The sequence below is a fragment of the Paraburkholderia sediminicola genome (assembly GCF_046026895.1).
Lineage (GTDB): Bacteria > Pseudomonadota > Gammaproteobacteria > Burkholderiales > Burkholderiaceae > Paraburkholderia > Paraburkholderia sediminicola_C.
The window spans coordinates 1-14192 of sequence record NZ_JAQQEU010000119.1; the positions used below are offsets into that span (position 1 = coordinate 1).

Genomic DNA, 14192 nt, shown 5'->3' on the forward strand with positions numbered 1-14192 from the left:
TGATGCGCGGCAAATGCAGCCAATGCGAAGCGCCAAGGAAGCTGTAGGACCCAATCTGGAATGGACCCGTGCAGCGGGTCGCTTACCGAAGAGCTAACGTCAAGAGTGGTGGTGCGATACGTGTCACACCACCACTCTTGACGTTAGCTCCTTACCGAATGATCATAACCTCAGATGCCTGCGTCGAACTTCTGTCAGTCGCAGCTTCAGGAATGTTCATACCCATGCGTAGTCATTGTTGGGAGACGTGCAATGCCTTACCCATCCCACACCATTGTTCAATGGACGAAAGACAGCGCGAAACAGCTTCTTCCCGATGCGGCTTTCCTCAGCTTGCTACATCGGAAGCGCATTGGGCGCTTCCCCAAACTCTTTCGCCCGACAACCTACAACGAGAAGATCTTGCTACGTTGCTTACGGCCAGACCCGCGATACAGCGCTTTGACCGACAAGCTGACCGCGCGCGATTACGTCAGAGACAAAATCGGTGAGAAATACCTTATCCCCATGATCTCAGCGCCCTGCAACTTTACGCAAACGATCTTCGACATGCTGCCGAATTCCTTTGTCATGAAGGCAAATCATGGAAGCAGTTTCGTGGAAATCGTCCGGGACAAGTCGCAGTATACTTTCGAACGTCTCCAGTTTCTGGCCAGCCGATGGCTATCCACCAATTTCTACAGAAATGCGCGGGAACGGCACTACCGAGGAATTCAGCCACGCATTTTCTTCGAGAATCTGCTCCTCGACGAACACGGCACGATTCCAGTCGACTACAAGGTCCACTGCTTTGCGAACAGGCCGGGGCGACCTGTGATGTTTATCCTCGTAATCTCAGACCGTTTCGGAAGTAACACGCGCGGCGACACGTACGATGCACAATGGAACCATCTCGACCTCGAATTTGCTCCCTACCTTCGCAGCACGGGGCCGGCACCGCCGCCGAACAATCTGGAGTTGTTGCTCGATACAGCGGCGCTGCTGTCCGAGGACTTTGATTATGTCCGCGTCGACCTGTACGCGCCAACTGACGAGGTGTTCTTCGGTGAACTCACTTTTACGCCGGGGGCCGGCGTAGGTCCCATGCGACCCGATCGTGCCGATTTTGAATGGGGACGTCTTCTAACATGAGCTATCTGGGATAGCTGGAATCGCCCCCTAATCTCCGGCCGATGATCGAGCTACACAAAAGAAAGTTTCACTGAATGCGGCATCAGCCAAACCAGTAATCCGGGTTATGTCGATCGAAAACAACCATGCTGAGCGCGTGCGCTACACCCCTTGCAGATGCCAACAGTTCATCCATCGAGCCACCTCACGCCGAGCGGTGATGACCCTGGTGGCATCCGGCATTCAGAATGCGCTGCGAGCGCTCAATTCCGCGGCCACCAGATAGACACGAGGCGCGGACATAATCTCGGCGTGGCCTCCTTGAACAGAAACGATTTCCAGACCGCCTGCCGCAACTCGTCGCCAGAGCGGTAACGGGTCGCCCCGGTCGTCGGATTTTCGAGCGCGCACGTAAAGGATCGGGCTGGCTGTATATGGCCGAGGGCGATACAAGGTCATCGCGAGGCGCATCGATTCGCGAACCTTCATCAGGACGGGTGGGACATCTAGTCCGTCAACCGCAGGATCGGTGCGCCGCGCTGGGCGTCCGAGCCGAAGTCGGACCCGATCAGCTGCTGCGCTTAGCTTACGCCGCAAATACACGATCCGCTCAGACATCCGCAATTGGAGCAATGCGTCAGATTGGCGGCGCATGTAGCCCAATTGAAACTTTATCCAGGCCGGCCACGGCAGCCAACGTTCATGGACATAGGTATCCAGCAAGCAGAGGAATTCCATGCGTTCTCCGGCAGCGTGAAGCTGTTGCGCGATTTCAAGTGCGATAAGTCCGCCTAAAGAATAGCCAGCTAGTGAGTATGCGCCGCTGGGTTGAACACTTCGAATCGCCTCGATATAAGTCGAAGCCATATCTTCAATGCGTCGCTGCGGTATCTGCACGCCGTCGAGCCCCACCGCCTGAAGTCCAAATATCGGTCGGTCGTGACGCAATGCGTTCGCGAGCGACCAGCTACCCATCACGGTCCCGGACGCGCCATGCACCATAAAAATGGGCGCCCCGTCTCCCGGTCGAAGACGGACGAGTACAGATGACCGGGCAGTGTCGACGTTGGCGCTCAGAAGCGCCGCCAGCTCCGCAATGGTGGGGCTGAACAGCAACGTTGAAAGGGGCAGATTCAGGCCGGTCAACTGTTCGATTTCCGACAACACGGCAACTGCCAGCAACGAACTACCGCCCAATTCAAAGAAATTGTCGTCGCGCCTGATCGGCGAGAAGCCGAACAAATGCTGCCACAGCCTTTGCAAATAGATCTCGACGTCACCATATAAATCGCCCTCATCCGGCCCCGTGTGATCCGCCAGATATTGCGCCACCCGTTTCCTGATGGCGTCGAGACACTGGGGGTTGCGTAGTGCCGCTTCGTTGCTCGTCGGTAGACCGTTTACCGCTTCGCGGGCTGCCGTTTCCGAAAGCTTCCCGCTATGTGTAGTAGGCAATGCATCGACCGCAAGGATGATATCGGGCACGTGCGCTGGGGAGGCGAGACGCGCGAGGTCGATACGAACTCGCACACGTAAAGCGTTCGTCAATTCTTCGCCGTCACATAGGACGACCAGTAGCACGATCCGTTGCTCGGCCAGGTCGGGTGCACGGTTGTTCGGCTCCGCGCCTGTTTCCCGAAGCTGGACGGCCAGTGCCTCCCGAATGCCGGGAATGCCGTTGAGAACGCTGTAAATCTCTGCCGGGCCGACGTTTATTCCGTGCACATTCAGTACGCCATCGGTACGCCCTCGCAGACGTGCGCCGCCGCAAGGGGTGATCTCGACCAGATCGCCGTGCGTCCACAGGCCGGGATGAGCCGCAAAATAAGCGTTATGAAAGCCAATGCCGGACGGGTCTGCGTGAAAGCCAATCGGCCGCGAGGGGAACGGATTCATGCAGACCAGTTCGCCGACGCCGGTGGTTGCACCGTTATCACCCCAAGCGGCGACATCCATCGCGAGACTCTTGCATTGAGCTTCCCCGGCTACGACCGGCAGATTTGGATTGCCCAGAAAGAAACATCCCAGAATGTCGGTCCCTCCTGATATCGACCAGAGTGGAAGATTTTTGACGTTATCTCTAACCCAGTGATATTGGGTTTCATACAGCACCGAGCCTGTTGACAACACTGCACGTAACGCGCCAAGATCGAAGTTCTTGCCGGGAGTAAGCCCCGCCGCCTCGCACATTTTCACGTATGCGGGACTGGTGCCGAAAACAGTCGCCCGCTGATCTGCAACGAGACGCCAAAGTGTGTCGACCTCGGCGATCGGGCCGTCATAGGTGATGATTTCCACGCCCGAGGCGAGCGCGGATAATTGCCAGTTCCACATCATCCACGAACAGCTCGTATGGAAGTACAAGCGATCGCCGGGCCGAAAATCGCAATGAAGACGGTGCTCTTTCAAATGCTCGAGCAATGTTCCTCCGGCCCCGTGTACTATGCATTTCGGCTTGCCCGTGGTGCCCGAGGAAAACATGATGAATAGCGGGTGGTTGAATGCAAAGCGTTGCCACTCAAACCGTTTCGGGTCGGCGCTTTCCTCCATGGCGTTCGCCGTGTAGACCGGCAAAGACATACTGGAGGACTGGCATTCGTCGTCGAGACTTATTAAGGCGAGCAGCGTCGGCAACTGCGCAGCAAGTTCGCTTAACTTCGTGGCCAGCGGGACGCCGGTATCCGTGATCCTCGGCGCGGTGTGCGCGATGAGCAAGCGGGGCGCAAGCTGGGAGAAACGCTCGAGAATCGTCGCAACACCCATCTCCGGTGCTGCGGTCGCGAGCGTCGCGCCTATCGCCGTGACAGCGAGCGCGACCGTCACAGCCATCTCGTCATTGCGCATGACTGCAACCACGCTATGACCTTCTTTTATGCCGAGGTCCTTCAGAGCTTGTGCAAGGCGGATGACGTGGTACAGCAGTTCGCCGCGGGTTAGTGACACGCGCTGGCCGTCTGCATGAATTGCGGTTACTGCCAAGCTTGCCGCGTCTGCCTCGCCGAGATCGAGCAGATTCTGCACGTAGTTGAGCCTGATGTCCGGAAAGAAACACGCAGTCTCGCAGTCGTCGCCAACGCATACTCTCGATTCATCGCCGACGTAATCGAGGCCCGGCAGCCAATCCACGAAGTACCGCCAAAATTCCCGGTAGTCTTGAACCGAAAAACGGTGAAGGGCTGCATAGTTCTCGAAGTGTTGACCGGTTTGCAACGACAATGCAGCGGTGAACGACGTCATTTGGGATGTGGCTATCGTTCTCTCGCAGCTCTCATGCACGATTGACCCTGTTGCGCCACTTACGTCATGAGTATTCGCAGATAAAATTAGATCCATAGTGAGCCCGATCGCGAATCAATTCGGCTTTCTGCGCGCTCGCCCCATAAGGCAGGACTTTTTCGCCTGGCGCAGGCCTGTTGACGCAATGTGTCAAGAGTTACACCGTTAGGTAGTGCTAGCTCCTCTTCACCTCGCCGCCGAGCGACGGCGTGCGAGAGGATTCGCGATGGAGCGCACAGCGAAGTCCGACAACGGCGAAACAGGGTAAAAGACAAGACTGGACAAGGCGAGAGCCCCGACTTTCGTTTTAACGTCCCAGAATGGGTTTTCGACGATGGAATGCAGATAGTCGCGCGACCCACCTGTCATCCAGCGCCTGCTGAGCGTTGCGCCATTGAGGACCGGGCAGAAGCGCGCCTTTTCGTGCGAAAAGTCATAAAACGACAACGGTAGATCGGCTGCATGCGGCAAACGCTCTACTGTCCAGCTACATCTTTCCTATCTCGGACTTCACACGAGCCATGCGGCCCGTGCCGAACATGGTTACTGGAAATTCCTTGCTCTGGCAATGAATGGTTCCATTACGCACGCTATGCACGCTGCCTTGATTCAATAATTTGCGAACTGCCACCGGCGATATTTCTACCCTTGTTGCGGTGAGCATAGTCCGCATAAAACGTCTGAAAATCGTTTTCGGCATAAATTCGAGTGCTATTGGCCAATTACGCGGAGTCCATTACAGATCCAGGGGTCTCAGAAAGGTTGTGTCGCGATAAGGCCGACAGAGCGACGGTTTCCTCTGATAGAAGGATTCCTCACATCATCAGAGAATAGAACCAAGCAGCCGCTGTTCACAATGATGGGCCGTCCTTCATTTGCCCTTTTCCTGTTTCGCGTTCAGCGATGATGCTCGGGATGGCGGCCAGATTGGTGCCGCTTTTGTCCATGGTACGGCCTCAGGCGCGCCGTTCTGATCCATGGCTTTGCCGAAGTAACGGCGGGCGGCAGCATTGTCACGATGAGCCCGAGGCAGGAAATCGACGGTCTACGGCGATGCCCATCCTGTACTGCACGCACCAACGAGCGACTGAAAGGAAGTCAAGCGCAAACGTACGGAGGGTCGCCGCCGTTCGCTACTGGAGACATGCAATGAACAAGACCTTGAGGCACCTCGGCGCGTGCGGCCTTTGCGCGCTGTTCACCCTTGTCGCACCGCATCCCGCCCTCGCTCAGGACAAGCTCGTCGAAGAAGCGAATGCGACCTGCAACAAGTACTTCAACGACGGCGACGCTCAGCGGCTCGCCGCGCTATACGACGAGAAGTCGGTCGTATCGCCGGGTCGGGTTGATGCTACGGCGGCGCTGAGGAGGATTGCTGACGGGGGCGGCATCGAGCATCCATCCGAACACTCCCACGGAACCATCTGCACGATTCGCCCTAACTTACCTTTTAAGAACGAATACCTATCGGCTTGGGAATGCGTGTCGTTCGAGACGATTCCAATCGCGAAGGTTGCATCTCGCCATTCGACTGCGGCATGCCGCGCGCGGCATCCGGTTGACAAGCCCCCCCGGGCATATCAGGACTGGTCAGCTTCCGCCGGAGCCGGCGCTTCCTGCGCGGCCCCCGCAGCCTCTGTCGTCACCAGGCCATTCTCGACACGATGCACCACCACGCCAAGATGAGCCTGCGACTTTTCCGTCAACCACGGCTTCCTGCTGATCGCCGCTTTCAGGTCGGCATAGCCGGCCGCACGCCGCTCGGCGATTGATTCACGCGAAAACTCCGCATCACTGCCGGGCACCTGATCAGGACCCGGTCGATAAACGACATGGACAATGTCGAGCCGCTGAAACGCAGGGTCCTTCGGTGCGGCCGAGGCTGCCTCATCACGCGTCCTGAGCTGGTGCGCGGCATGACGGAGCCGGGCGCATGCCACGGCCGTATCGAGGTGATAGCGGCTACGGCTAGCATAGTGAATCTGCTTCGCTCGCCAGAGCACTTCGTTCATATTTCGCGGCGCCTTTCCCGCGAGGCTCCACAGGTCGATCATGAACACTATGAGATGCGCATGGCCTGAGCGCGCCACGATCTCGTCGAGCGGCGTATTCGATACGCAGGCGCCATCCCAGTAGAGCCGGCCGTCGATGGATGTCGCCGGAAAGCCCGGCGGAAGCGAACCGCTTGCGAGCACGTGCGACGGCCCGATGCTCTCGCGTTTGCTGTCGAAGTAACGGGCGGTCCCCGATTCGACGTCGGTTACGCCAAGGCTCAGCCGGACCGCCGCGTCGCGCGCGACCGGAAACGTCGCGAAGCGCTGCAGCGTAGCCAGCATTGGCGTGGTGTCGTAGAAGCTCACGTCCTGCGAAGGCGCATCGGGTAAAAAGAGTGTGAAAGGATTACGCGGTGTGAAGAAGTCGGGCTGCCCGAACACCACCGCATCGGCATAGCTCACCACGTTATGCAAGTAGCGCAGCGCGGTCGCATCCTCAGGCAGAAAAACATCAGGCCGCGAAATGGCGTCCCAAAACCCCGCCAGCCTCTTTATGCGATCTTCCGGCCGGTTTCCCGCGATCACGGCTGCGTTGAAGGCGCCAATCGAGGTGCCGCACACCCAGTCGGGCAGCAGATGAGCCTCGGCCAGCGCCTCATAGGCGCCGATGTGATAGGCGCCGAGGCCGCCCCCTCCTTGCAAGGCGAGCGCGATGGCACGTGTCGTGTCAGGCGAAGCCGACCCGTTAGTCGTGGCCATACGGGACCTCCGGTCTCCGGTTACGAACGTGTACCCCCGACGATGGCTCATGATACGGCGATTGGCGTCGTAGCGGACGGACGCTGCCCGGGACGCGCAGCCTCACTGCTGCGGTTCCCGCAGTGCATTGCGCCCCGGCCAACAGAAACGTGCACCGAGAGGGCAAGCGCGCCCCGCAGGGATGTGCAGCGCCCCGAGCGCTATCGAAACCCGACGTTCTGGCGTGTGCAGCCGGATTCCTGACGCAGGCCCGGGAAACACGGCGCCGGCGTCCGGGTGCGGCCACAACATTTCCGAACAGTTGCGCGACCGCTGATGCGCGAAACGGCCGATCGGTGTCTGATGCAATTTGCATACACATGTCCCCGCACGGCGAAACAGCGATTGGCACTGACCGACCCGAAGCGGAATTACAAGCTGTGAAATTCGAAAGCCGAAAGCGGTCGTTCAACACCAGTTGCCAAAACGGGTTCAGCCATGGTCGCGCGGCGGTCAAACGAGGCTAGCCCGAACCTACTCCGAATAGAAGCCCGAACCCACCAGGCCTGGAACTCCGTCGATCTTGACTGCCTTCACATAGGTCCATTTATGCGATGGCTGAGTCTGCCCTGGTCTCAGGAACATGTAGTCAACCCAGCCCGATCCCTTGGTTTCAACCGTCTGGATCATGGCGTCATGAAACGGCTTGCCGTTGGTATCTTTCTGACCGCTGACGTTGGTTCCCTCACGGGCGGGGAAGGCCGGATTCAACAAGACATTTTCCTTCAGATCGTAAACGAACAGATAGGTGTCGCCGTGGAACCACTCGCTGCCTTTGATTCTGAACTCCGAAAACGCGACCTTGCCTTTACTTTCGATCAACGCCGCGGCTTTGTCGACCAGCGCTTCTGTTTGTTTTGCTGTCTCGGAGGTCGGGGGAGATGACTGAGAAAATGCAGGCGACGCGGGGCAGAATAATCCAACCAGAAACAATACTCTGATAACGAGAGCTTTACCGTTCATAGCAGTATCTCCAACCGCTGAGTTCAGCGCTGTTCCGTCCATCGGTCGCCCTTCCCGGCCCGAAATGGTGATGCTGGATCTATGGCCTCTGCGCGTGACCGCGTGTCGAGTTCCAATTCCTGGGCGTGGGCCGCTTTTAATGGCTGTTCCGCCGTCGCGAATGACGACCGCTAGTCGGAGCCGGCGGCGCCTGGCGATAGGCTCGATGAGCACCGCACAAGAGCGGCTTGTGGAAGTGAAGCGCGTACTCTGTATGCAAAAGACTAGTGCACGAAGCGCAGCCTAGCCAGAACCGTTTTCCCGCATCAATGTCGGCTCGATAGCGGACGGTTGCGAATGGCGGAAACTGGCCGACCCCGGTCCGACGATGAGCCGGCGTACCCGCACCGGTGATACTTGCTCGTCGGACAGCACCCGACCCGGGCTGTGTGGAAAACGCAGAAATGATCTTGATGCACGCAGCTCGAGCATCAACCAGAGCATTTGGAAATTCGTGTATGGCTCAGTCCGTCAATGGCGAACCGCTGAAGGGCTCTACGACTCTTCAAATGGCTATTGTTTGCTTGTCTATGTACAGACATTCGTCGGTGAGCAGCGTTCCACTACAACGTTTAGGTAATCGCTCGTTGCGGTCAGCAGCCGGTTGCTGAAGACGATTTGGTGCAACTGGTAACCGCCGCGAACACCTTATGCCGAGTCGCGGCGAACCTCAATTGCCATTCAGCAGGGATTGGCACCCGCTTCACCGCAGTCGATGTGGCGGCGATTTCTCCCGTCGTGCGGTGTCGGCAGGTAGGGGAATACGGTGTAGATGCCGTTCGCGGTCAAGCTGCTGCCTTCGGCACCGATGTTGAAGTTCACGCCATCACCCAGCAACAGGTTACCCGTCGGCGCCCCCGTTAGCCGGCCCGCAACGACCCGCAGTGCGATATCGGTCACGTCGTCGTTCGGGCGCCGCCCATTGGGCCAGCCGGCGTTGTCCCCGGCAAGAACGCCGAGGCGACGCTGCTGCGCAGGTGGTGTCGGAGAAACACCCAGATTAAGCCGCAGAAGTTCCGAGCAATCGCGTGCGCCGCACGTCCCAGTCTGCGGTTGGGATGGATACTTGAGAAGCACGTTTACCAAATCGGTCCGGTTGGTCGTCGGAATCGTCAAGCCGAACCGGAGGTTGAGTGCGGTCGCCAGCCTGGAGTTGAGATAGAAACCCAGGAATTGCGCTTCGTTGGCCGGATTGGTCATGTTCCATTTATCTTTCGTATCGGTCCCAATGACCAGTTCGTTGACGAGTGGATTGCCCATGCGGGACACCTGCACCCAAGGTCCGGCGTTGTCCTCACCGTCGCCCATCCCGCGGCCCTCATGACGCATTGTGGACACATAGGCGCCGATTACGGCATTGGGTTTGGACGTCACCGTGCTGATTGGGACTTCGATCGCAATAGTGCTGATGTTGAAGCCGGAGAATGTGTCGTTGCCAAAAGGATTCACGTGATCGTTGGCATCCTCCGCCGCCGTCAACACAGGTGGCGTGCGGCGAAGATTCACCGTGTCGAACACTGCGCCCAGGTCGATGTAGAACGTCTCACCGCGCTGGCCGGCGAAGACCTTGCCGCCGTTCGCCAGCAAGTAGATACCCTGTGCGGCCAGCGCCTCGTAATTGGGCATCGTTAGCGGTCCCACGTTGGACGGGACCGCGAACATCGTCTGGGCACCCAGGTGGGTGCGCTCGCCGTGACGCACTTGCGTCACCGTGTAGCTCTGGCGCAGGATCAGGCCGTCCGAGCCCGGTCCGTCGAGCGCAGTGATCGGCGGCAGTGCGGCGTATGACAGCGGCAGCTGTTGGTTCGCCAGGGGCCCGCGCAATTCGGTCTTGAAGCGGATTTCGTAGACCAGGTCGTCGGCCTTGCCGTTGCCATTGGTGTCGACGTTGATGCGATAAATCACGTCATCGCCGAAATTGAAATAATTCGGTCCAGCGCCAGGGTCCTGCATGGGGATCACGTTCAGAATAAAAACGACGTTGTTAGGATTTGTCCAACTCCGGAACATGTAAAAGTCGGTGTTGTCGGCGGTCGGGTCGTTCGCAATCAGGGGTGCCTCGCGGTGACTGGCAGCGAGTGTTCCACTGCTCCAAAGCGCCGCGGCGCAAAGCGCGACGGCCCCCATGATGCGGGCAATAGATGTCATGATGTTCTCCTTCAGGTTATAAACGGGCGGCCAACGAGCCAAATATGGCGACGTTAAGTGCGCGCTCGACTAGCCAGATCATGGCGATGGTCGCGGTCACCGCTGAGCCGCCGGCAAGTACCACGCGCCGGTATGCCCAGGTTGCCCGCAACGAGAACCCCAGTGGCAGATAAACGAATACGATGGCGAGTTGCCCTGCTTCGACGCCAAGATTGAATCCGGCGAGCGACAGCGCAAGCGAACCGGCCGGCAAGCCGAGGTCGTGCAGCGCACCTGCGAAGCCCAATCCGTGCAGCAGCCCGAAGCCGAACGCCGCCATCCAGCGTCCGTTCGCCATCAGCGGAAACAGGTTATTCAGCGCCGCCAGCACTACCGACAAGGCGATACCCGATTCAACGAGCCGCGAAGGCAGCACGACGATCGATAGCGCCGCGAGCGTGAGTGTGATCGAGTGCGCCACCGTAAACGCGGTCACAACCTTGGTGACATCGATGAAGGCCCGGCGAAACGATGCGCCCGGCTGCCATGCATGCCCCTCACGAATCAGCACCGCAGGCAGCAGCAGCGAGAGCAGGAACAGGATGTGATCGTATCCGGTCCAGATGTGCCAGACGCCTTCGTTCAGATACATCGCGAACTGTGTCAACGGGCCGCCGGTATCGGTGCCGACAATGCGGTGCGGCGCGTCAGCGCTAAATACGACGCTTCGGCTATGGCCGTTCTCGACGAAGTTGAGAAGGCCCCGATGCTGTGGATCAAGGCCTTCGAACAGCCGGTAATCGATAGAAAGTGTTGGGCTCGCCCGCGGACATTGTCCGGTGAACGTCAGCACCGCGTAGGTGCCATCGGTGTGCGAGTCGATCAGTTGCCCGGTCGGTTCGAGCGCACAAAGCTTGCCGGCGGAGGACACCTGGAGATGTGCAAGCGCATACGCCGCGATATCGCGCTTTCGGGCACGTACTTCACCCCACGTGATGTCTCCGTCGCCGTTCTCATCGAGCCCAAGCGCGTTGTCGAGATCGCGTAGCGCGATATCCCACTGACCGCGCAGCGCTTGCCCGCTGCGCTCCAGCGTGAGGTAGGCGTCGCTTGCCTTATGCGCAAACGCGGGCGCCATCAGCAACGCAAGCACAAAGGCGAGCAGGACGCGTCTCATTGCCGCACCTGCAGGAGCGTGACGATCGCCGTATCTTCGAGATGCATTGCGGCGACCCAATCGGATGCGATCTTCAGGGCATCAGCGTCGCCGGCCGCACGCGCGGCTTCGATCAGAATCCGCAGGTCTGACGGCTCGCGCTGGACCAACCAGTTTTCGCGCGCGAGAATGAGTGCCGCTTTGGCGTCATGTTCCACAGTGAGACGAAAGCGCGCCTCCTCCCTGCGATGCACGCTATCCCCGCGACGACGCGCGGCGTCGAAGCGCGCCCAGAGATCCTCACGGTGCGCAGCGAATGACCCGTGCAATTCCGGTAGCTGTTGCTCGGCCAGCACTAAACGAAGCAGTAGCATGTCGTTTTTCGTAGCGTCACGCAAAAGCGGCAGCAACTCTCGCGGACGACCGCGATCCAGCAGAAAATCGGCGTACGCCCCCCGCAGATAAGCGTCGTGCGGGTCGAGCGCAAGTGCGTCGCGGAAATGTCGCTCGGCTGCAGCGAAGTCGCCGCGGCGAGCGGAAATTTCCGCGGCGAGCGTCAACGCCCACTCGCGCAACTCCAGATTGCCGGCACCTTGCGCAAGCACCTGCACGAGCGCCCCGTATGCGCCGGCTGCGTTGCCGGTCAGGCTCGCCGGTGTCGCATCGCACCCGATGACGACGATGGGCGCAACGTATCCCTTCAGTTGCTCGCAATCATGCCGTGCATCCGCGTAGCGCCCGCGCACGCTGAGCACTGTGGCGCGCGTCAGCCGCGCCTGCGCGAGCGCCGGATCCGCGGCCAGTAACCGATCCAGATCGGCAAGCGAGCCTTCGAAATCATGCTGGCTTTGCTTGAGCGTCGCGCGAAGCAATAACGCGGTGGGCGGCACATCCTCTGCGCTCCACCACGGTGCCAGCGCCGCCTGCGCCTGGCCGAAGAAGCGCGGATCGCCCAGCCTCCTCCCCGCTTCGAGAGCGCGACGCACGACGGACACTGCGAGGTTGAGATCGCGCGGGTTCATCATCAGCGTCGCGCGCATGCGCTTCAGTTGCGCAAGCGCCGGGTCGTTTTTTTCCGGGAGGTGTTCGAGCACCACTCCGTCGCTTTCGGGTACATACGGCTTCGCCCAACTCTCGCCCGAGAGCATGACAAGCGCGGCTACCACCGGTACGAATCGCCAACCCGACATCGACCTTCCCCCCTCTGCATTTGTTATACGCGCAAGGTCCCGATCCGGATGCAGCCGGCGGTCACTGTTGCTTCCAGCGTCTTGCTTTTGCCTGCGCAATTTGGGCGTCCACCACGTCAGCGTGGGCCAGCAGGCTGGGCTCATGGCTCACATCGGGAGTCATCGAGGCTGGGCGTGGGTGGCGAAGTCGCTCAATACCCTTCGCTTCGGGGGCACCATCTAATTCTTGGTGCAAGTAATGCCCACTTTCCTTGGTAGAGGTCCGTTGGTGCCGACTACCTCGTCGCCCTGCCCGAGACGCTCCAAAGAGCGAATACCCGATCTGGACTAAAAAAGCCGCTTTTTTCTATTTTGGGTATCAATCCGATAATTCATGCTGATCCCCTATTTGCAGCGGCGCTCTCACTCGGCCGTGCGTCAGCATGGGCGGCAGCGCTTGCTAGAAGCGCCGCCGGCGTCGAGCCTCGCCGAAAGTACCGATCCATGTCGCCCATGTTTATTAGCCAGAGGTAAAGGTGGTTTCGCTGGACGTTAATGTTGATTGCACCGGGTCAGTCACAGTCGGCTACTCCTGCTGTGCGGGCGAGTGAAGAAATTAATGTCGATCAGACCACGATGCTTCTGCGCTACACAGCCGCTCTACCTTGCATTAGAACCTTCTGTAATGCGCTTCATCACAAAGCGCACACGCGAATGGGCTTCTCAGGGTTCGAGTTGCGCTTTTTTAAACTTTCCGGTTCGACGATGTTGAGGTTATAGGCAACTTTTCAATGACATTCCACGCCTGTATCTGTCATGAACCGTCAATACGTCGATATCTTCAGCCACATTGGGGGGCCCGCCGCCTTGGCCAGAACAGACATTCGCGCACCAGCGCGGGAGGGCTGGCCGCTGGCCGCACATGGCTGAGTGCTGCCCGATTCGCTCGGCCGAAGCCGTTTAGGTTTGTTCGATGCCTGCCTCGCGCACAGGCTTGGGAACGAACGTCAACGCGTCCGGGCAGGCGTTGAATAAACCTCGAGGAAGGAAACCGCGGAGTGGTCCGATACGGCCAGCCTCTTCGCTATGGCGATTGATCAATCTGGCCGGTCTGTGTTTCGTATCGACGGCGGGGGATGCGAAGCGCCTGAAGAGGATGGATGCAGCAATAGAGACGACCTTGCATGCGAATCTGAGCTTGGAGCAAGGCCACCGGACGGTGTATTACACCGAAGGCACAACCGTCCGCTCGTCGGCCGCGCTGACGCAAAGCCGACGGTTGAGCTGCAGATCGAAGAGAAGCGCTCATCGCTGGAGTGCCTTTGGTGGCGCGCGAATCGGTACGGTGCGCGTCAGAATATCGATGACGAGCATCGGCGCGCCGCAATGGCGACAGATGAAGGTCGGTCGATCAACGACGACTGCGTCGTGCGGTGACGGGCAGAGGTTGGGCGCAACGCCGAGCAACGTGCGAATCTTCGTCAGGTTTGCGCGGCGCACCGGGTTGGCGAGCAACCCGTAATGGCGGATTCGATGGAAGCCGGTGGGCAACACATGGAG

Annotated in this window: 8 protein-coding genes and 1 pseudogene; 1 reads left to right on the plus strand and 8 read right to left on the minus strand. The window is 59.2% G+C overall.

Going from position 1 to position 14192, the window contains the following annotated elements; translation table 11 throughout:
- The first annotated feature begins 252 nt into the window (after positions 1-252).
- The gene (locus PQR02_RS37600; RefSeq protein WP_408242911.1) at positions 253-1131 is read left to right on the plus strand and encodes an ATP-grasp fold amidoligase family protein; all 879 of its coding nucleotides are present in this window, start codon (positions 253-255) and stop codon (positions 1129-1131) included.
- A 222-nt stretch (positions 1132-1353) separates the two neighbouring features.
- Here PQR02_RS37600 and PQR02_RS37605 read toward each other — a convergent pair whose 3' ends face one another.
- From PQR02_RS37605 to PQR02_RS37640, 8 genes and pseudogenes are all read right to left on the minus strand, one after another.
- Positions 1354-4443, minus strand: coding sequence for an acetoacetate--CoA ligase (locus PQR02_RS37605; RefSeq protein ID WP_408242912.1), 3090 nt, complete (start codon positions 4441-4443; stop codon positions 1354-1356).
- 830 nt (positions 4444-5273) lie between these two features.
- Positions 5274-5431: pseudogene (locus PQR02_RS37610) on the minus strand (IS6 family transposase); the annotation flags it as partial.
- A gap of 535 nt (positions 5432-5966) precedes the next feature.
- Entirely contained in the window at positions 5967-7190 is a 1224-nt protein-coding gene (locus tag PQR02_RS37615) for a patatin-like phospholipase family protein (RefSeq protein WP_408242913.1), read from the minus strand.
- A gap of 462 nt (positions 7191-7652) precedes the next feature.
- Complete coding sequence (locus tag PQR02_RS37620) at positions 7653-8141, minus strand: cache domain-containing protein (protein ID WP_408242914.1); 489 nt, start codon at positions 8139-8141, stop codon at positions 7653-7655.
- A 720-nt stretch (positions 8142-8861) separates the two neighbouring features.
- Entirely contained in the window at positions 8862-10328 is a 1467-nt protein-coding gene (locus tag PQR02_RS37625) for a DUF4331 domain-containing protein (RefSeq protein ID WP_408242915.1), read from the minus strand.
- Positions 10329-10344: 16 nt separating this feature from the next.
- Positions 10345-11484, minus strand: coding sequence for a HupE/UreJ family protein (locus PQR02_RS37630; protein ID WP_408242916.1), 1140 nt, complete (start codon positions 11482-11484; stop codon positions 10345-10347).
- Positions 11481-12653 carry a tetratricopeptide repeat protein gene (locus PQR02_RS37635; protein WP_408242917.1) on the minus strand — a complete coding sequence of 391 codons (1173 nt, stop codon included), beginning with the start codon at positions 12651-12653 and terminating at the stop codon, positions 11481-11483. Before PQR02_RS37635 ends, PQR02_RS37630 begins: the two co-directional genes overlap by 4 nt.
- Positions 12654-13937: 1284 nt before the next feature.
- A partial coding sequence (locus tag PQR02_RS37640) for a transposase (protein WP_408242918.1) occupies positions 13938-14192 on the minus strand: 255 nt, incomplete at its 5' end.